The following is an 18,929-nucleotide window of genomic DNA, read 5'->3' as shown; positions in this document are numbered from 1 at the left end:
ACGGGGTGCTCTTCGCTCCATCACCTGAAGGAGTGAAGAGCACCCAGACACCAGTCTCGAAACGTCCGTTCCGCACATCCTTGTCAGCACGCGGCCAGTGCGGCGGCGGACAAGGAGAGTTCGGTGGACAAGCACGACGGTCCCGATGCCGGAACGATCCGGCTCGACGACCCCTGGTACGACGCGCTGGCCGTCGGGTGGGGCGAGAGCGAGGGCGAGCCGCCCGCCGCGGCGCCCGCCCACCCCACCCCCGGCGCGTGCGACATCTACCTCGAAGTGCAGCGCAGCGCCGCCTTCCAGGAGGTGCGCAGCCGCTACCGGGGGTTCGTCGTCCCCGCGACCGCGGGATTCCTGCTCTGGTACGTGACCTACGTGGTCGCCGCGACCGTCGCGCCCGGCCTGATGGCCCGGCCGGTGTCCGGCGCGATCAACGTCGCCATGATCGCGGGGCTCGGGCAGTTCCTCAGCACCTTCATCCTGACCTGGGCCTACGCCCGGCACGCGCGGCTGCGCCGGGACCGGGCGGCGCTCGACCTGCGCTGGACCGTCTTCGAGCAGGAGCGCGACCAGGAGCGGACCCGCGCGAGGGGGACCGGCCGGTGACCACCGAGCACCAGAGCCTCGCGCTGATCCTGTTCAGCGTCTTCATCGCGGTCACCCTCGGCATCACCACGTGGGTCAGCCGCAACCGACACGGGTCGGCAGAGGAGTTCTACGCGGGCGGCAGGCTGTTCTCGCCGATGGAGAACGGTTTCGCCATCGCCGGCGACTACATGTCCGCCGCCTCCTTCCTCGGCATCTCCGGGTTGATCGCCCTCTTCGGCTACGACGGCATGCTCTACTCGGTCGGCTTCCTCGTCGCCTGGCTCCTCGTGCTGTTCCTCGTCGCCGAACTCGTCCGCAACTGCGGGCGCTTCACGCTGGCGGACGTGATCGCCGCGCGCATGAGCGAGCGGCCGGTGCGGATCGCGGCCGGTACCTCCTCGGTCGTCGTCTCCGTGCTCTACCTCGTCGCGCAGATGGTCGGCGCGGGCAGTCTCGTCGGTCTGCTGCTGGGCAGTTCGAGCACTCTGGCGCGCACGCTGGCCGTGGTCGGGGTCGGCGCGCTGATGGTCGTGTACGTGTCCTTCGGCGGGATGAGGGCCACGACCTGGATCCAGATCGTCAAGGCCGTCCTGCTGATGGGCGGGGCGATCGCCCTGACCGGGCTCGTGCTGCTGCGCTTCCACGGGAACTTCGGCCAGCTGCTCAGCAGCGCGGCCGAACGCAGCGGGCACGGGGCCCGGTTCCTCGGCCCGGGGCTCAAGTACGGCGGTGACTGGACCTCCCGCATCGACTTCATGAGCCTCGGCCTGGCCCTGGTCCTCGGGACCGCCGGCCTGCCGCACATCCTGTCGCGCTTCTACACCGTGCCCACGGCGCGGGCGGCCCGCCGCTCGGTGGTGTGGGCGATCGGCCTGATCGGCGGCTTCTACCTGATGACCATCGTGCTCGGCTTCGGGGCTGCCGCGCTGCTCGGGCCGGAGCAGGTGCGGGCCTCCAACGCCTCGGGGAACACGGCGGTTCCGCTGCTGGCGGCCTTCCTCGGCGGCGGCGCCGGCTCCACCGGGGGCACGGTGCTGTTCGCCTTCGTGGCGGCCATCGCCTTCGCCACCATCCTCGCCGTGGTCGCGGGGATCACGCTGGCCTCCTCGGCCTCCGTCGCCCACGACCTGTACGCCTCCCTGAAGCGGCGGCACGCCAGGCAGCGCAGCGAGGTGGCGGTGGCCAGGGCCGCGGCCGTGGGCATCGGGGCGGTGGCGATCGCGCTCGGGCTGCTCGCCCAGAACCTCAACGTGGCCTTCCTGGTGGGGCTGGCCTTCGCGGTGGCGGCCTCGGCGAACCTGCCGGTGCTGCTGTACTCGCTGTTCTGGCGCGGCTTCACCACGCGCGGAGCCGTCTGGTCGGTCTACGGCGGCCTGATCCCCGCGGTGCTGCTGGTCCTGGTCTCGCCGGTGGTGTCGGGCAGCCCGGAGTCGCTCTTCCCGGGGGCGGACTTCCAGTACTTCCCGCTCCAGAACCCGGGGATCGTCTCGATCCCGCTGGGCTTCCTGGCGGGCTGGCTGGGCACGGTCACCTCGGTGGAGGAACCGGACGAGGCCAAGCACGCCGAGACCGAGGTCCGTTCCCTGACCGGAGCCGGGGCCGTGTGAGCGACCGGAGCCCGGGCCGTGTGAGCCGTCACGCGCCCTCGGACCGGCCCGGGAGCCACGTGTAGCGGTGTTCGGGGCGGCCGGTCTCGCCGTAGCGCAGGGCCAGGGTCACGCGTCCGGTGCGTTCGAGGAGTTTCAGGTAGCGCTGGGCGGTCTGGCGGCTGATGCCAGCGCGGTCGGCGATCTGCTGGGTGGACAGGGGCCCTTCAGCCGAGCGCAGGACCTGGCGGACCAGTTCCGAGGTGGCGTGGGAATGACCCTTGGGGAGTTCGTTGCGGGAGGCGGCGGTGGCCAGTGTCGCGAAGAGTCGGTCCACCACCGCCTGTTCGGCCTCTCCACCGGTGTCCAGGGTGCGGCGCAGGGCGCGGTAGGCCTCCAGACGCGTCTGCAGGCCGGCGAACGTGAACGGCTTGACGAGGTACTGGAGCGCCCCGAGGCGCATGGCGGCCTGGACGGTGGCGAGGTCCCGGGCGGCGGTGACCATGATCACGTCGGTGCCGTGGCCGAGCTGGCGCATGCGGCGGACCAGGTCCAGGCCGTTCTCGTCGGGGAGGTAGTGGTCCAGCAGGACCAGGTCCACCGGATGGGTGCCGAGGAACTCCAGTGCCTCGGTGGCGGAATGGACCTTGGCGACCACGTGGAAGCCGGGAACCATCTCCACGTACGCCGCGTTGATCAGGGCAACACGCACGTCGTCGTCGACGACCAATACGTGGATCGGGGTCTCGTTCATCGCAGGGCCTCCGGGAGTACGACGGAGAATTCCGCCCCTCCGTCCTCTGCCCCGCCGGCCCGGGCCGTGCCGCCCTGCCGCTCCGCGAGGCGGCGTACCAGGGCGAGGCCCAGCCCGCGCTCGCGGTGGGCTGCGGGCTGCTTGGTGGACCAGCCCTCGGTGAATATCTCCTCGCGGTGCGCGGCCGGCACGCCCGGGCCGCTGTCGCGCACCCGAAGGACCGCCGCCCGGCCCTCGGCGCGCAGTTCCACCTCCACCGCGGGCGACGCCGAGCCGACGGCGGCGTCCAGGGCGTTGTCCACCAGGTTCCCGACGATCGTGACGAGACCACCCGGGTCCACCAGGCGGTCGGGGAGGAGGCTGGCCGCGGCCAGGCGCAGCGGGACGCCGCGCTCCGCCGCCACGGTCGCCTTGCCCACCAGGAGGGCGGCCAGCAGCGGGTCGTGGATCTTCTCGGTGACCTGCTCGGCGGTGGTGCGGTGCACGCCCACGACTTCCGTGACGAACTCCACCGCCTCCTCGTGCAGGCCCAGCTCCAGCAGGCCGAGGAGGGTGTGGAGGCGGTTGGCGTGCTCGTGGTCCTGGGCGCGCAGGGCGTCGATCAGGCCCCTGGTGGAGTCGAGCTCGCGGCTCAGGTGCTCCAGTTCGGTGCGGTCGCGCAGGGTGGCGACGGCGCCGCCGTCCTCGGTGGGCATGCGGTTGGCCACCAGGACCCGGGGACCCTGGACGGTCAGCAGGTCCCGGCCGGTGACCCGGCCGGACAGCACGTCGGCGGTGCGGCCCGCGCCGAGCACCTCGTCCAGCGGGCGTCCGGTGAGGCTGTCCGCCGGGTCCGCGGTGCCCGCGCCGTCCGTGGGGTCCGCCGTGCCGGGCGGGGCCGGGAAGTGCTGAGGGGGGAGACCGAGCAGACGGGCGGCCTCGTCGTTCACCAGGCGGACCCGGCCGTGCCGGTCGAGGGCGATCACGCCTTCGCGGATGGAGTGCAGCATCGCCTCGCGCTCCGCGAGCAGTCCGGCGATGTCGGAGAAGGCCAGGTCCCGGGTCTGCCGCTGGATCCTGCGGGACAGCAGGTAGGCGACGAGGGCACCGGCCGCGAGGGCGCCTCCGGCGTACGCGAGCAGGCCGGGGATGGCGCCGAGCAGCCGGTCGCGGACGCCGTCGTAGGAGATGCCGACCGAGACGGCACCGACGATCTCTCCGTCGGCGGCGATCAGCGGTACCTTTCCGCGGGCGGAGCGGCCCAGGGTGCCTTCGTCGATCTCCATGACCTCGCGGCCGGCCAGCGCTTCGCTCGGGTCGGTCGAGACGGGCAGTCCGATGCGTTCGGGGCTGGGGTGCGAGTGGCGGATCCCGTTCAGGTCGAGGACGACCACGTACTCGGCCCCGGTGGCCCGGCGCAGCCGTTCGGCGGTGGCCTGTACGGGGCTGTCCGCCGTCGCCCCCGTGGCAAGGAGGTCGGAGGCCAGCGACGGGTCCGCCGCCGCGCTCTGCGCGATGGCCAGGGCGCGCCGCATGGCCTGGTCGTCGAGCTGCGCGCTGAGCGGCGCCAGGAACAGTCCGGTGGCCAGCACGACGACCCCGGCGGCGATGGCCAGCTGGGTCAGCAGGATCTGTGAGACGGCCCGTCTGGGCAGCCCGAGGCGCCGAGCGCTCGTGAGGGGGAACCGCATGGATACCCACGGTAGGTCGGCTCCGGCGCAAGCGGAATGTCCCGGGTGCGCCGCCCTTGTCACATCCCGGTGGGGTCGGCCGTCGGCATCGGCTGTGGCGGGCGGGGGCCCTGGTACTGGCCGCTGGGCCGCATGCGCAGCGGGCGTTCCTGGTATTCCTCCAGCGCGTGCGCGATCCAGCCCGCCGTCCGGGACACCGCGAAGACCGTCTCCCCGGCCTCCGCCTCCATCCCGCAGGACACCGTCAGCACCGCCAGTGCCAGGTCCACATTGGGGTGCAGACCGCCCTGCCGAGCCATCACCGCGGCCACCTCACGGGCCGCGGCCAGCGCCGGAGCGGCATGTTCCAGGCCCTCCAGCCGGTCGAACAGGGCGAGTGCCCGCGGGTCCTCGCCCCGGTACAGCCGGTGTCCCAGGCCCGGCACCCGGCGTCCGGCCCGCAGGTACTCCGCCACCACCGGCGCGGCCCCGCCCCGCTCCAGGACCTCCACCAGCATCCGGTGCGCGAGACGTCCGGCCGCGCCGTGCAGCGGACCCTCCAGCGCGCCGAGTCCCGCGGACACCGCCGCGTACGGGTGGGCCCGCGCCGACGCGGCGACCCGTACGGCCAGGGTCGAGGCGGCCAGGTCGTGGTCCACCAGCAGCCCGAGGGCCAGGTCGAGGGCGGCCAGCGCATCCGGGTCGGGCTCCCGCGCGGTCAGGCGCGACCACAACTGCCTCGTGACGCGCCCGTCTCCGGCCCACTGCGTCGGGCCGACCACCGGCAGCGCCCCGACCAGCGTGGGGATCAGGGAGCGTGCGCAGCCCAGTACGGCCGCCTCCGAGAGGTCGAAGCGCAGCGGATCGGCCGCGGCCGCGGCGGCGACCGCCACCCGGAGCCGATCGACCGGGCCGCTGTGCTCGGGCAGGGCCCCCACCGCCCTTCGGGCCGCTGCCAGGAGCTCCGGGGGAGCGGTGAACCGCGCACCGCGGCCGATCGCTCCCGTCCAGAGCCACTCGGCCACTTCCTCGTAGCGGTACCGGGCGGCCAGGGCCACGGCGTCCACGCCTCGGAAGTAGTACCGGTCGGACTCGATGAGCGTGAGCGAGGTGCGTACGGACAGCTCCCCGCCCGCGGGCGCCGCGGCCTCCCGGCGGCTGCGCCGGGCCAGCTCCTCCACCTCGGCCGCGTCGAAGGTGCTGCCTCGGCCCGCGGCGTCGCGGCGGCTGGCGAGCTGGCCGCGGCTGACGTACGCGTACACCGTCGAGGGCTTCACCCCGAGCAGGCGGGCCGCTTCCTGCGTGCCGATCCTGCGCCCGTGCTGCGATCCGGCGTCGCTCTCGTCACTCATGGCGCACACCTTACAGAGTCGCCGCAATGTTGATTCAATCAATATTGACAAGGATTCAATCCATCATGGATGGTCGATCCATGAACACCACCGTCGAAGTACCCCGCGGTCTCGCGGGAGTCGTGGTCACCGAAACCCAGCTCGGTGACGTCCGGGGCCGTGAGGGCTTCTACCACTACCGCCAGTACTCGGCCGTCGAGCTCGCGGCGGGCCGCAGCTTCGAGGACGTGTGGCACCTGATGTTCCGGGGCGCACTCCCCGCGGACGCCGCCGAACGCGCCGCGTTCGCGGCCGAGATCGCCCCGCTGCGCCGGCTCCCCGAAGAGGTGCGGAACGCCCTCCCCGCCCTCGCGCGGGCCACCGCGCTCTCCGGGCCCCTCGCCGGGCTGCGCACGGGCCTCTCGCTGCTCGGTGCGTCCGCCGGTTTCCGCCCGGTCTACGACATCGACCCGGCCCGCCGGGCCGCGGACGCGCTCGCCGCCTGCGCCGCCGTACCGACCCTGCTCACCGCCCTGCACCGGCTGGGGCAGGGCCTGGAGCCGGTCGAGCCGCGCGACGACCTCCCGTCCGCCGAGAACTACCTCTACATGCTCACCGGGCAGGAGCCGGACCCGGCCAAGGCCCGCGCGGTCGAGCGCTACCTCATCTCCACCATCGACCACGGCTTCAACGCCTCGACCTTCACCGCCCGCGTCATCGCCTCCACCGGCGCCGACGTCGCCGCCTGTCTGACCGGCGCGATCGGTGCGCTCTCCGGCCCGTTGCACGGCGGCGCCCCCAGTCGCGCCCTCGACACCCTCGACGCCATCGGCACCACCGACCGGATCGGACCGTGGATCCGCGAACGGGTCCTGGCGGGGGACCGGATCATGGGCTTCGGCCACCCCGTGTACCGCACCGAGGACCCCCGCTCCCGCATGCTGCGCGACATCGCCCGCCAGTTCGGCGGCCCCCTCGTGGACTTCGCCGTCGAGGTCGAGCGCCAGGTGGAGGAGATCCTCGCCGAGCTCAAGCCCGGCCGTGAACTGCACACCAACGTGGAGTTCTACGCGGGTGTGGTCATGGAGCTGTGCGGACTTCCCCGGGAGATGTTCACCCCGACGTTCTGCGCGGCCCGAGTGGTCGGCTGGAGCGCGAACGTCCTCGAACAGGCCGCCGATTCCAAGATCATCCGCCCGGCCGCCCGCTACACAGGCCCCACCCCGCCGCAGCCGGTGCCGGCCCTCGGCTCACCGCGTCGGTAGCCGGCCTGGCTACGATCGACCGGGTGAGCAGCAGGCAGACCATCCAGCCCATCCCCGTCGTCGTCCTCTCCGGATTCCTCGGATCCGGCAAGACCACCGTGCTGAACCACCTCCTCGCCAACCGTGGAGGCACCCGGATCGGAGTCGTCGTCAACGACTTCGGGTCGATCGAGATCGACGCCATGTCGGTGGCCGGGCAGCTCGGCGACTCGATGGTCTCCCTCGGCGGCGGCTGCCTGTGCTGCGCGGTCGACGGCAGCGAGCTCGACGCCTACCTGGACAAGCTCGCCGCCCCCGTCCACCGCATCGACGTGATCGTCATCGAGGCGAGCGGGCTGGCCGAGCCCCAGGAGATGGTCCGGATGCTCGTCGCCAACGAGAACCCAGCCGTCCGCTACGGCGGCCTGGTGCAGGTCGTGGACGCGGCCGAGTTCGACGCGACCCGGACCGCGCACCCGGAGACGGACCGCCACCTCGCCGTGGCCGACCTCGTGGTGCTCAACAAGACCGACCGGGTGGACGAGGCCGAGCGGGCCCGGATCGAAGGGCTGCTGGACACCCTGTGCGCCCCGGGCACGCCCGTCGTGGGCGCCGATCACGGGCGGATCGACCCCGAGCTCCTCTTCGACCGTCGCCCCTGGACCGAGACGCGTGGTCAGCTCTCCTTCGAGGACGTCCTCGCGGAGGCCGAGGACCACGGCCACGACCACGCCACGCACGCGCACGCCGCCTACGAAACCGTCGAGTTCGTCTCCGATCAGGCCCTCTCGCCGCGCCGGTTCATCGACTTCCTCGACCGCCGCCCGGCCGGGCTCTACCGGATCAAGGGCTTCGTCCACTTCGGCGTCCCCGGGCACGAGGAGAAGTACGAGGTCCACTCGGTCGGCCGCTTCCTCCGCTTCACGCCCGGGCCCTGGGGGAGGGGCGAGGAGCGGCTGACCCAGCTCGTCCTGATCGGCTCCGGCACGGACGGACCGGGCCTGCTCGGCGAACTGGAGGCCTGCCGTGAGGAGTCCCCGCGACAGCTCGGCCCCGAGAGCATGTGGGGAGTGCTGCGGTACGTGGCGCGGCCCGCGGAGCCCGAAGCGCGGGCCCCGGACTCCGAGGCCCGGACCGAGCGCGCGTAGGGCCCCGGACCCGCCCGGCCCCCCTACTCCACCTCGACGCCGAACTCCCGCAGCAGGTCCTCCAGCCCGCCCCGGTAGCCCTTGCCGCCGATCACGAAGTCCCAGTCCCCGTTGGCCCGCCGCCGGAACGAGCCCAGCACCAGCGCGGTCTCACCGGCCCGCCCGTCGGAGACCTCCAGCTGCCCGAGCTCCGAACCGGCCGCGTCGAGGAGCCGGATCCGGGCGTCAGTGAAGCCCGCCAGGTCGGCGTGCGGATCGACCTCCGGGTCGACCGCGGCGACCAGGACCAGCCGGTCCGCCTCGCGCGGCAGGTCATCGAAGGCGACCTCCACCGCCGCCTTGTCGGGCGCCGCGTGCGCGCGGGACCGGACCGAACCGTCCGGCGTCCGCGGGTTGTTGAAGAACACGAAGTGCTCCTCGCTCAGCACCCGGTTGCCCGTGCAGACGAGAGCGCACACGTCGAGGGCGACCGAGCCGGCCCAGGACATGCCGAGCACGTTGTGCTCCGACGCGGGGGCCGCGGCCTCGGGAGCCGGCCGCGCCGGACCGCCGCCGAGGCGGCCGCGCAACCCGTACTGGTGCAACAGCTCCACGAGCTGAGCCCCGGGAACCAACTCCAGCGGCTTGCCGTTGGCAAAGGTGTACGAGCCCGGACCGAAGGACGCGGTGGTGACCAGCACCCCCTTGTTCGCCCCTTTGTCCTGGACCGTGCCGTACAGGTCCCGGACCGCCGTGGGCGACACGGTGTTCCGGTAGCGCTTGACCTGCACCACGATCCGCCCGCCCCGGATCGGGGACGGGTCCAGCGCCTCGATGTCCACACCGCCGTCGCCCGACCGCTGTGTGGTCACCGCCTCCATGCCCATCGCCCGGAACAGCTCCGCCACCAGGTTCTCGAAGGCGATCGGGTCCATCGCGAACAGGTCGGGTTCGTCCTCGTCGTCCGCGTGACCGCCGTGGCTCACCACGGAGCCGACTTCGTCGGGCCGACGCCCGGGGCGCACCGCCGTCAGCTGGTCGGGGCGCGTCGACAGCTGACCGCCCAACCCGGAGACCAGGCAGTCCACCGCGCTGACCTGCTCCAGCCGAAGCCCCGCGAAAGCGCTGCGCGCCGCGGGCACCGTGGAGAGCACGAACCGCGCCTCCTGGCCCGTCGCCGGATCGTGGGCGTCCACGAAGCCGTTGACCACTACCGAGTCCAGTACGCCGAACTCGTCCGCGGCGTACAGCTCGCGCACCACCAGCAGCACGCATTGCGCCAACAGGTCCCGGTAGAGCGCCCGGCGCTCGGTGACCGGACGGGGCTTGAGCTTGTCCTGGTCCGTGCTCGGGAGGTACTGCACCGCCCTGGCCTCCGGCACCACCGCGTACCCGGGCAGTTCCCAGTCCAGTACGAGCTGGCGCGCGGCAGGGTCGTACGCGGCCGCCAGCTGCCTCGGCAGGGCCTCGGGCCAGGCGGTCGAGGCGTACAGGGCGGCGGAGAAGTACTCCACCACCGCCTCCGCGCCGCCCGCGCGCAAGGAGTCGGCAAGCTCGGTGAGTCCGCTGTTGTGCGCCTGTATCCCCGCGAGCTGCTCCGCCGCCCACCGGTCGTACTGCCTTCGATACGCGGCCAGTTGTTGCTGCCGCTGCGCCTCCGCGGCGTTCGCGGCCTGCCACGCCTGGGAGTACCGGGCGTGTGCCTCGCGCTCGGCCTGCGCCCTGTGGTTCGAGCCGAGGGTCCAGCCGCTGCTCTGTTGCTGGAAGTCCTCGATGCGGGGCATCGGCACCGGCTGCGCCAGGGCGCCGGGGTTGAAGGGCTCCAGCTGTCCGGTCCGGGTCAGGGTCGAGATGCGGAACGCCGGCGCCCGGCAGCCCGCGACCAACAAGCCCTTGAGGGCCTCGACCTCGGCGTCGATCTGCGCAGTGCGCCGCAGGGCCTCGGCTTCGCGGTACTGGCGGTGGCTCCGGTTCGCGTCCCGTTCGTAGGCCCGCTGCCGGCGTTCGGCCTCCCGCTGCTGGATCACCTGCGTCTGCTGCATCCGGCGCTGGGCCTCCGCCCAGTCCCCGATCACTCCGCCCGAGCGACGACTCATCAGCTCTGTTCTCCCCACCCCACCAGTGCCAGGGGGAAAACACTAGTCGGCAAATGGGGTGTCCGGTCCCGGACCGGACACCCCGTACGCCCGTTACAGCGCCGGTCCCGCCAGTGTCGCGACCACCGCCGGCAGTGCGGCGCCCGAGCCGTCGCGGCGCGGGTCCGGGGCCGGGAGTTCCGCCGGAGCGCCGTTCGCCGAGGAGGCGCGGGCAGGGGAGCCGCCCGCCCAGGCCAGTACCAGCACGTCCTCGCCCTTCAGGAACCGCTGGCAGCGCACACCGCCGGTGGCCCGGCCCTTGCGCGGGTACTGGTCGAAGGGGGTCAGCTTGCCGGACAGCACCGAATCGTCCAGCGTCCCGTGCGAGCCCGCCACCGTGAACACCACCGCGTCCCGGGCCGGGTCCACGGCCGAGAAGTGGATCACCTTGGCGTTGTCGGAGAGCTTGATGCCCGCCATACCGCCCGCAGGGCGGCCCTGCGGGCGCACCTGGCCCGCCGGGTAGCGCAGCAGCTGGGCGTCGTCGGTGATGAAGACCAGGTCCTCCTCGCCCGTGCGCAGTTCGACCGCGCCAACGATCCGGTCGCCCTCCTTGAGGGTGATGACCTCCAGCTCGTCCTTGTTGGCCGGGTAGTCCGGCACGACCCGCTTGACCACACCCTGTTCGGTGCCCAGTGCCAGGCCCTGCGAGGACTCGTCCAGCGAGGTCAGGCAGACCACCTTCTCGTCCGCCTCCAGCCCGGAGAGGAACTCCGAGACCGGGGCGCCGCCCGCCAGGTTCGGCGCGGCGTGCGTGTCCGGCAGCTGCGGCAGGTCGATGACGGAGAGCCGCAGCAGCCGCCCGTACGAGGTGACCACGCCGACGTCGGCCCGCGCGGTCGCCGCGACCTGCGACACGATCAGGTCGTGCTTCGCGCGGGCGCCGCCCTCGTCCTCGGGCAGCGCGTCACCGGTCGCCGTACGCGCCAGGAGGCCCGTCGAGGACAGCAGCACCCGGCACGGGTCGTCCGCGACCTCCAGCGGAACCGCCGCCACCGTCGTGCCCGCCGACTCCAGCAGGACCGTACGGCGCTCGGTGCCGAACTTCTTGGCGACCGCCGCCAGCTCAGTGGAGACGAGCTTGCGCAGCTCGGTGTCGGATTCCAGGATCCCGGTGAGCTCGTCGATCTCGCCGTTCAGCCGGTCGCGCTCGGACTCCAGCTCGATCCGGTCGAAGCGGGTGAGCCGGCGCAGCGGCGTGTCCAGGATGTACTGGGTCTGGGTCTCGCTCAGGGAGAAGCGCTCCATCAGGCGTTCCTTCGCCTGCGCGGAGTTGTCGCTGTCCCGGATGAGCCGGATGACCTCGTCGATGTCGAGCAGGGCCACCAGCAGGCCCTCGACCAGGTGCAGCCGGTCGCGGCGCTTGCCGCGGCGGAACTCGCTGCGGCGCCGGACGACCTCGAAGCGGTGGTCGAGGTAGACCTCCAGCAGTTCCTTGAGGCCCAGCGTCAGCGGCTGCCCGTCCACGAGCGCCACGTTGTTGATGCCGAAGGACTCCTCCATCGGCGTCAGCTTGTAGAGCTGCTCCAGCACGGCCTCGGGGTGGAAGCCGTTCTTGATCTCGATGACCAGGCGCAGACCGTGCGCGCGGTCGGTGAGGTCCTTGACGTCGGCGATGCCCTGGAGCTTCTTCGAGCCGACCAGGTCCTTGATCTTCGCGATGACCTTCTCGGGGCCGACCGTGAAGGGAAGTTCGGTGACGACCAGGCCCTTGCGGCGCGCCGTCACGTTCTCGACGGTCACCGTCGCGCGGATCTTGAAGGTGCCGCGGCCGTTCTCGTAGGCGTCCTTGATGCCCGAGAGCCCGACGATCCGGCCGCCCGTGGGCAGGTCGGGACCCGGTACGAAGCGCATCAGCGCCTCCAGGTCCGCCTGCGGGTAGCGGATCAGGTGACGCGCCGCCGCGATGACCTCGCCGAGGTTGTGCGGGGGCATGTTGGTGGCCATGCCGACCGCGATCCCGGACGTGCCGTTGACCAGCAGGTTCGGGTAGGCGGCGGGCAGGGTGACCGGCTCGCGTTCCTGGCCGTCGTAGTTGGCGGTGAAGTCGACGGTGTCCTCGTCGATCGACTCCGTCATCAGCGACGTGGCGTCGGCCATCTTGCACTCGGTGTAACGCATGGCGGCCGGCGGGTCGTCGTTGCCGAGCGAACCGAAGTTGCCGTGCCCGTCGACCAGCGGGAGCCGCATCGAGAAGGGCTGGGCCATGCGGACGAGGGCGTCGTAGATCGACTGGTCGCCGTGCGGGTGGAGCTTGCCCATCACCTCGCCGACGACGCGCGCGCACTTCACGTAGCCGCGGTCGGGGCGGAGCCCCATCTCGTTCATCTGGTAGACGATGCGCCGGTGGACCGGCTTCATGCCGTCCCGGGCGTCGGGCAGGGCACGGGAGTAGATCACCGAGTACGCGTACTCGAGGAAGGAGCCCTGCATTTCGTCGACGACGTCGATGTCGAGGATCTTCTCCTCGAAATCCTCCGGCGGCGGGGTCTTCGTGCTGCGGCGGGCCATCGCTGCGCGGCTCCTTAACCAAGAAAATGGGGTGTGCTGGGGTCTGGCTGGGTCTGACGAGTCTGACGGGTGTGGCGTCGTCTGGCCGATTCGGGGCTGTCGGACTGCGGTGGGACCTGGTGGGGATGCAGCCGGACCGCTGTGGAACCGGGACGGTACCGGGATGGGACCGGGTGTCATTCGGGTACGACGCGGACCATTGTGGCCCGAGGCACCGACAACGCCGACTCCGACCCCGGGGGTCCCCCCATACGGAGTGCGGGGGAGTGACCCGGGAACTTATCCGGTGGGCGACGCGCTTGCATACAGTGGCAGGTCGAGAAGAAATCTCTGCATCGCGATCGAAGGGACCACATGCCCATGGGTCACACGGCCACAGCTCAGGCCGGCTCCGGCGGCCTGACAGCGACCGAGCACCGGCTGGCCAACGGCCTGCGCGTGGTGCTCTCCGAGGACCACCTGACCCCGGTCGCCGCGGTCTGCCTGTGGTACGACGTCGGCTCGCGCCACGAAGTCAAGGGGCGTACCGGTCTTGCTCACCTCTTCGAGCACCTGATGTTCCAGGGCTCGAAGCAGGTACCGGGCAACGGTCACTTCGAGCTCGTCCAAGGCGCCGGCGGTTCCCTCAACGGCACCACCAGCTTCGAGCGCACCAACTACTTCGAGACGATGCCGGCCCACCAGCTGGAGCTCGCGCTGTGGCTGGAGGCGGACCGGATGGGCTCGCTGCTGGCCGCCCTGGACGACGAGTCCATGGAGAACCAGCGCGACGTCGTCAAGAACGAGCGCCGCCAGCGGTACGACAACGTCCCCTACGGCACGGCGTTCGAGAAGCTGACCGCCCTCGCCTACCCGGAGGGCCACCCGTACCACCACACCCCGATCGGCTCCATGGCCGACCTGGACGCCGCGTCCCTGGAGGACGCGCGCAACTTCTTCCGTACGTACTACGCGCCCAACAACGCGGTGCTGTCGGTCGTCGGGGACATCGACCCCGAGCAGACCCTGGCCTGGGTCGAGAAGTACTTCGGCTCCATCCCCGCGCACGACGGCAAGCAGCCGCCCCGCGACGGCTCGCTGCCCGAGATCATGGGCGGGCAGCTGCGCGAGGAGATCGTGGAGGAGGTCCCGGCGCGCGCGCTGATGGCCGCCTACCGGCTTCCGCACGACGGCACGCGCGAGTGCGACGCGGCGGACGTGGCGCTGACGATCCTGGGCGGCGGGGAGTCCTCCCTGCTGCACAACCGTCTGGTGCGCCGTGACCAGACGGCCGTCGCGGCCGGTTTCGGCATGCTGCGGCTGGCGGGCGCGCCCTCGCTGGGCTGGCTGGACGTCAAGACCTCCAGCGGGGTCGAGGTTCCCGTCATCGAGGCGGCCGTGGACGAGGAACTCGCGCGGTTCGCCGCCGAGGGCCCGACCGCCGAGGAGATGGAGCGCGCACAGGCGCAGCTGGAGCGGGAGTGGCTGGACCGGCTGAGCACGGTGGCCGGCCGCGCGGACGAACTGTGCCGTTTCGCGGTGCTGTTCGGCGACCCGCAGCTGGCGCTGACCGCCGTACAGCGGGTCCTCGCCGTCACCGCGGAGGAGGTGCAGGCCGTGGCCGCGGCCCGACTGCGCCCCGACAACCGCGCGGTGCTGGTCTACGAGCCGCTGCCGGGCTCCGAGGAGTCCGCCGAGTCCGACGAGAGCGACGAGAACGAGGGGGCGGAGCAGTGAGCGACACCGCAGCCGTCACGATGACCTTCCACCCGCGGCCGCAGGCCGGCGAGGCCAGGCCGTGGGCCTTCCCCGCCCCCGAGCGCGGCGTGCTGTCCAACGGCCTCACCCTGCTGCGCTGCCACCGGCCGGGCCAGCAGGTCGTCGCCGTCGAGATCAACCTCGCCGCCCCGCTGGACGCGGAGCCCGAGGGCCTGGACGGCGTGGCCACCATCATGGCCCGCGCGCTCTCCGAGGGCACCGACAAGCACTCCGCCGAGGAGTTCGCCGCCGAGCTGGAGCGCTGCGGCGCCACCCTCGACGCGCACGCCGACCACCCGGGCCTGCGGGTCTCCCTGGAGGTCCCGGCCTCCCGCCTGCACAAGGCCCTGGGTCTGCTCGCCGAGGCGCTGCGCGCCCCCGCCTTCGCCGACAGCGAGGTCGACCGGCTGGTGCGCAACCGGCTCGACGAGATCCCGCACGAGCAGGCCAACCCGCAGCGCCGGGCCGCCAAGCAGCTTTCCAAGGAGCTCTTCCCGGCCACCCTGCGGATGTCCCGCCCGCGCCAGGGCACCGAGGAGACGGTCGCCCGGATCGACGCGACCGCCGTACGCGCCTTCTACGAGGCCCACGTACGCCCCGCCACCGCCACCGCGGTGGTCGTCGGCGACCTCACCGGCATCGACCTGGACGCCGTCCTGGCCGACACCCTGGGCGCGTGGACCGGTAACACCGCCGAGCCGCGCCCGGTGCCGCCGATCACCGCCGACGACACGGGCCGAGTGGTCATCGTGGACCGGCCCGGCGCGGTCCAGACGCAGCTGCTGATCGGCCGCATCGGGCCGGACCGCCACGACCGGGTCTGGGCGCCCCAGGTGCTCGGCACGTACTGCCTGGGCGGCACTCTCACCTCCCGCCTGGACAAGGTGCTGCGCGAGGAGAAGGGGTACACCTACGGGGTGCGCGCCTTCGGCCAGGTGCTGCGCTCCACCGCGGACGGCAAGGGCGCCTCGATGCTGGCCATCAGCGGCTCGGTGGACACCCCGAACACCGGACCGGCCCTGGAGGACCTCTGGAAGGTGCTCCGCACCCTCGCGGAGGGCGGCCTGACCGACGCCGAACGGGACGTGGCGGTGCAGAACCTGGTGGGCGTGGCCCCGCTGAAGTTCGAGACGGCGGCCTCGGTCGCCGGCACCCTCGCCGACCAGGTCGAGCAGGAACTCCCGGACGACTTCCAGGCGCAGTTGTACGCGCGGCTCGCCGAGACCGGCACCGTGGAGGCCACTTCGGCGGTCGTGAGCGCCTTCCCCGCGGACCGGCTCGTCACGGTGCTCGTGGGCGACGCGTCGCTGATCGAGGAGCCGGTGCGCGCCCTCGGCATCGGTGAAGTGAGCGTCGTCACCAACTGAAGTGACCCATCGGCGCCCCCAACTGGCGCCTGAACAGGGCTTCTTGAAGGGGCCCGGGCGGCTTGACCGCCCGGGCCCCTTTTGTCCGTTTGGTGGCGAGGTTGCTTGTTTGCGGTGTGGCGTACGCAACAAAAGGGCGTGTCTGTTTGGTGATTGGCTGATGATCCGCCTAGCGTCGGCCGTGCTGTCCGTCAGTTGTACGCGCCGCATCCGCGGCACCGGTCAGCGATCGCCGAGTCCCCGTCAGGCGCGAGCCTGGGGAGCCGGGGACCCACATCAGTCCCTGGGGTGAATCGGACCGCCTCGCAAGAGGAGGCCCGTAGGAGACCTTCCTGCTCCGAACCCGTCAGCTAACCCGGTAGGCGAGAAGGAAGGAAAGGATCAGCCCCTCCATGGCGTTTGGCAGTCGTCCCGCTGCGTCCGGCAAGCACCGCGGTTCCAGCCGTCTGAGCCGCAAGACCGCCGGTTACGCCGGCATAGCCGCCCTCGCCACCACTGGCGTCGTCGCCACCATCGCCGCCCCGGCCTTCGCCGCGGACAACGGTGGCAACAACCACTCCCAGGACAACACGCTCGGTGCCGTGGTCGTCGCCGATGAACTCCAGGGCGACATCACCGAGCAGGCCGACTCCCAGCAGCGCGCCGCCGCCAAGGCGCAGGCCGAGGCCGACGCCAAGCAGCAGGCCGCCGAGGCCAAGCGCCTCGCCGAGGCCAAGGCGAAGGCCGAGCGCGACGCCGCCGAGCGCGCGGCCCGCGAGGAGGAACGCAAGCGCCTCAACACCTTCGTCGCCCCGGTCGACGGCTCCTACGTCTCCACGCAGTACCACGCGGGCGGCGGCATGTGGTCCTCCGGCAGCCACACGGGCATCGACTTCCACGCCGACGAGGGCACCTCGGTCCACGCGGTGGGCGCGGGCGTCGTCGTCGAGGCGGGCTGGGGTGGCGCGTACGGCAACAACGTCGTCATCAAGCACAACGACGGCACGTACACGCAGTACGGCCACATGCTGCGGCTGAACGTCTCCGTCGGCCAGCAGGTCACCGCGGGCCAGCAGATCGGCCTGTCGGGCTCCACGGGCAACTCCAGCGGCCCGCACCTGCACTTCGAGGCCCGTACCGGCGCCAAGTACGGCTCGGACATCAACCCCCTCGCCTACCTGCGCTCGCACGGCGTCGACCTCTGATCGACTCCGCCGCACCGCCCGCTTCACCGAAGACCCCGGCTCTCCGAGCCGGGGTCTTCGTGTTTCCGCGGGATTCCCATTTCCGGCCGCTCTCGGAAATTGTCGTGTGTTGCAATAGAGTCGCAGCAGTGGTGGCACCAATGAGGGTGTGAGTCGGAAAAGCGGAGGTCCGGTCTTGCGTATTCCTGCGCACGCGGTATGCACGGCAATTCGCGACGACATCGTCTCCGGGGCCTTCGGTCCGGGCGGCAGGCTGACCGAGGAGGTCCTGGCCCGCCGGTACGGGGTCTCCCGCGTCCCGGTCCGCGAGGCGCTGCGGACCCTGGAGTCCGAGGGGTTCGTGACCACGCGACGGCACGCGGGGGCCTGTGTGGCCGAGCCGACGGAGCAGGAGGCCGCCGATCTGCTGGAGCTGCGGATGCTGCTGGAGCCGCTCGCCGCCGCCCGTGCCGCCCGGCGGCGGACCGAGGCGCACCTCAAGGTGCTGCGGGGGCTGGTCAGGCTGGGCCAGGAGCGGGCCAGGCGGGGCCAGGGGGAGGACCTGCGGTCCCTGGGCGGCTGGTTCCACGAGACGCTCGCGCAGGCCTCGGGCAGCCCGGGGCTGATCGCGCTGCTCACGCAGATGCGGCACAAGGTCGCGTGGATGTACGTGGTGGAGGCGCCGGCCCGGCCGGTGGAGTCCTGGGCGGAGCACGGCGCGGTGGTGGACGCCGTGGCCCGGGGTGACGCGGAGCGGGCGCGGGTACTGGCGGCGGCCCACGCGGAGCGAGCCGTCGGGGCGCACCGGTTGCGGATCGGGGCGGCGGTGAGCACTTCGCAACCTGCCGTAAACATGTCGAGCGGTCGGCATTAACAGCGGCCGTATACAAAGGACGCGTGCCGGTGTCGGTGCGGTGTGGGTCGAATTCCGGCTTTAGTTAATTCGCTGTGCCGTGCGGTGTGATCCGCTGTGCGCGGCCGGTTGATTTCTGTGTGCGGAATTCCGGGGCGTGCCGTTCGGCTGCGCCGGGCCTTTATGGGGGCGCGGCCGGGCCGTCGGGTCGGGTGCGGCTCCGCCGCCGGGGCTCCGCCCCGCACCCCGCTCCTCAAACGCCGGAGGGGCTGGAATGCCCCGACCTCGGCTCGCGGGTGACGGCTTGTGGGGCTGGATTGGCCCCACCTCGGCTCGCGGGTGACGGCGGGAGTGGCTGGATTGCCCTCGACCCCGGCTCGCCAGGTGGTGGCGTACGCCCCGGCTCGCAGGTGCGGGACATGCCGAAGCCGCGGCGCCCGGGAGGGGCCGCGGCTTCGGCGGGTGTGTGGCGAACCCGAAGGGTCAGACGGTCTCGGGGAGCTCCTCGAGACCCTCGGCGACCAGCTTCGCGAGGCGGTCCAGCGCGACCTCCGCGCCATCGGCCTCGGAGGCGAGGACGATCTCCTCGCCGCCCTGGGCGCCCAGGCCCAGAACCGCGAGCATGGAACCGGCGTTGACGGGGTCGCCGCCGGCCTTCGCGATGGTCACCGGGACGCCGGAAGCGGTCGTCGCACGGACGAAGATCGAGGCGGGACGAGCGTGCAGGCCCTCGGCCCAACCGACGTTGACGCGGCGCTCTGCCATGGTGATGCCCTTCAGGTTCTTACGGTTGTCTAGACCAGTCTCTCACGAAGCCCGGAATGCTCGAACCGACCTTCGTCTCGAATCTCCCGCCGTTCGGCCCTCCCCAGCTTGCACCGTTTCGT

General features: G+C 72.0%; 14 protein-coding genes and 1 riboswitch. Of the genes, 8 read left to right on the top strand and 6 right to left on the bottom strand.

Going from position 1 to position 18,929, the window contains the following annotated elements:
- The first annotated feature begins 123 nt into the window (after positions 1 to 123).
- Positions 124 to 603: a DUF485 domain-containing protein gene (locus tag ACFYYJ_RS33015; protein WP_389137825.1), complete on the top strand. Its 480-nt coding sequence runs from the start codon at positions 124 to 126 to the stop codon at positions 601 to 603.
- On the top strand, positions 600 to 2,192 hold the full coding sequence (locus ACFYYJ_RS33010; RefSeq protein WP_389137823.1) for a cation acetate symporter: 1,593 nt from the start codon (positions 600 to 602) through the stop codon (positions 2,190 to 2,192). The genes ACFYYJ_RS33015 and ACFYYJ_RS33010 overlap by 4 nt, the downstream gene beginning before the upstream one ends.
- A 28-nt stretch (positions 2,193 to 2,220) precedes the next feature.
- Here ACFYYJ_RS33010 and ACFYYJ_RS33005 read toward each other — a convergent pair whose 3' ends face one another.
- From ACFYYJ_RS33005 to ACFYYJ_RS32995, 3 genes are read right to left on the bottom strand one after another with little or no spacing between them, the layout of a single operon-like run.
- Positions 2,221 to 2,925 carry a response regulator gene (locus ACFYYJ_RS33005; protein WP_389137821.1) on the bottom strand — a complete coding sequence of 235 codons (705 nt, stop codon included), beginning with the start codon at positions 2,923 to 2,925 and terminating at the stop codon, positions 2,221 to 2,223.
- Positions 2,922 to 4,595, bottom strand: coding sequence for an ATP-binding protein (locus tag ACFYYJ_RS33000; protein ID WP_385359740.1), 1,674 nt, complete (start codon positions 4,593 to 4,595; stop codon positions 2,922 to 2,924). Before ACFYYJ_RS33000 ends, ACFYYJ_RS33005 begins: the two co-directional genes overlap by 4 nt.
- A 59-nt stretch (positions 4,596 to 4,654) precedes the next feature.
- Complete coding sequence (locus ACFYYJ_RS32995) at positions 4,655 to 5,926, bottom strand: citrate synthase (RefSeq protein WP_385359742.1); 1,272 nt, start codon at positions 5,924 to 5,926, stop codon at positions 4,655 to 4,657.
- Between the two features lie 65 nt (positions 5,927 to 5,991).
- Here ACFYYJ_RS32995 and ACFYYJ_RS32990 point away from each other — a divergent pair, with 65 nt between their 5' ends.
- The gene (locus ACFYYJ_RS32990; RefSeq protein ID WP_389137818.1) at positions 5,992 to 7,170 is read left to right on the top strand and encodes a citrate synthase/methylcitrate synthase; all 1,179 of its coding nucleotides are present in this window, start codon (positions 5,992 to 5,994) and stop codon (positions 7,168 to 7,170) included.
- A 23-nt stretch (positions 7,171 to 7,193) separates the two neighbouring features.
- Entirely contained in the window at positions 7,194 to 8,297 is a 1,104-nt protein-coding gene (locus tag ACFYYJ_RS32985) for a CobW family GTP-binding protein (protein ID WP_389137817.1), read from the top strand.
- 23 nt (positions 8,298 to 8,320) lie between these two features.
- On the opposite strand, the gene ACFYYJ_RS32980 is transcribed toward ACFYYJ_RS32985, so the two are convergent.
- Positions 8,321 to 10,372 (bottom strand): restriction endonuclease, encoded by a 2,052-nt coding sequence (locus ACFYYJ_RS32980; RefSeq protein WP_385125778.1) that lies wholly within the window; start codon positions 10,370 to 10,372, stop codon positions 8,321 to 8,323.
- 93 nt (positions 10,373 to 10,465) lie between these two features.
- The gene (locus ACFYYJ_RS32975) at positions 10,466 to 12,922 is read right to left on the bottom strand and encodes a DNA topoisomerase (ATP-hydrolyzing) subunit A (RefSeq protein ID WP_385359749.1); all 2,457 of its coding nucleotides are present in this window, start codon (positions 12,920 to 12,922) and stop codon (positions 10,466 to 10,468) included.
- 360 nt (positions 12,923 to 13,282) lie between these two features.
- On the opposite strand from ACFYYJ_RS32975, the gene ACFYYJ_RS32970 reads away from it, so the two are divergent.
- The 4 genes from ACFYYJ_RS32970 (at position 13,283) to ACFYYJ_RS32955 (ending at position 18,063) form a co-directional block, all read left to right on the top strand.
- A complete protein-coding gene (locus tag ACFYYJ_RS32970; protein WP_384579766.1) occupies positions 13,283 to 14,638 on the top strand; it encodes a M16 family metallopeptidase in 1,356 nt (451 codons plus the stop codon).
- Positions 14,639 to 14,658: 20 nt separating this feature from the next.
- The gene (locus ACFYYJ_RS32965) at positions 14,659 to 16,026 is read left to right on the top strand and encodes a M16 family metallopeptidase (protein ID WP_385125861.1); all 1,368 of its coding nucleotides are present in this window, start codon (positions 14,659 to 14,661) and stop codon (positions 16,024 to 16,026) included.
- Positions 16,027 to 16,246: 220 nt separating this feature from the next.
- Positions 16,247 to 16,406, top strand: a riboswitch (cyclic di-AMP (ydaO/yuaA leader).
- A gap of 12 nt (positions 16,407 to 16,418) precedes the next feature.
- On the top strand, positions 16,419 to 17,210 hold the full coding sequence (locus ACFYYJ_RS32960; RefSeq protein ID WP_389137815.1) for a M23 family metallopeptidase: 792 nt from the start codon (positions 16,419 to 16,421) through the stop codon (positions 17,208 to 17,210).
- 175 nt (positions 17,211 to 17,385) lie between these two features.
- Positions 17,386 to 18,063: a GntR family transcriptional regulator gene (locus ACFYYJ_RS32955; protein ID WP_389137813.1), complete on the top strand. Its 678-nt coding sequence runs from the start codon at positions 17,386 to 17,388 to the stop codon at positions 18,061 to 18,063.
- Between the two features lie 462 nt (positions 18,064 to 18,525).
- Here the strand turns inward: ACFYYJ_RS32955 and ACFYYJ_RS32950 are convergent, their stop codons facing one another.
- A complete protein-coding gene (locus tag ACFYYJ_RS32950) occupies positions 18,526 to 18,807 on the bottom strand; it encodes an HPr family phosphocarrier protein (protein WP_384579769.1) in 282 nt (93 codons plus the stop codon).
- Between the last annotated feature and the right edge of the window lie 122 nt (positions 18,808 to 18,929).

The organism is Streptomyces sp. NPDC002467 (assembly GCF_042889825.1).
In the GTDB taxonomy this organism is placed as follows: Bacteria; Actinomycetota; Actinomycetes; order Streptomycetales; family Streptomycetaceae; genus Streptomyces.
The sequence above is the reverse complement of the archived record's forward strand: the minus strand, read 5'-3'. Positions and strand labels throughout refer to the sequence as shown.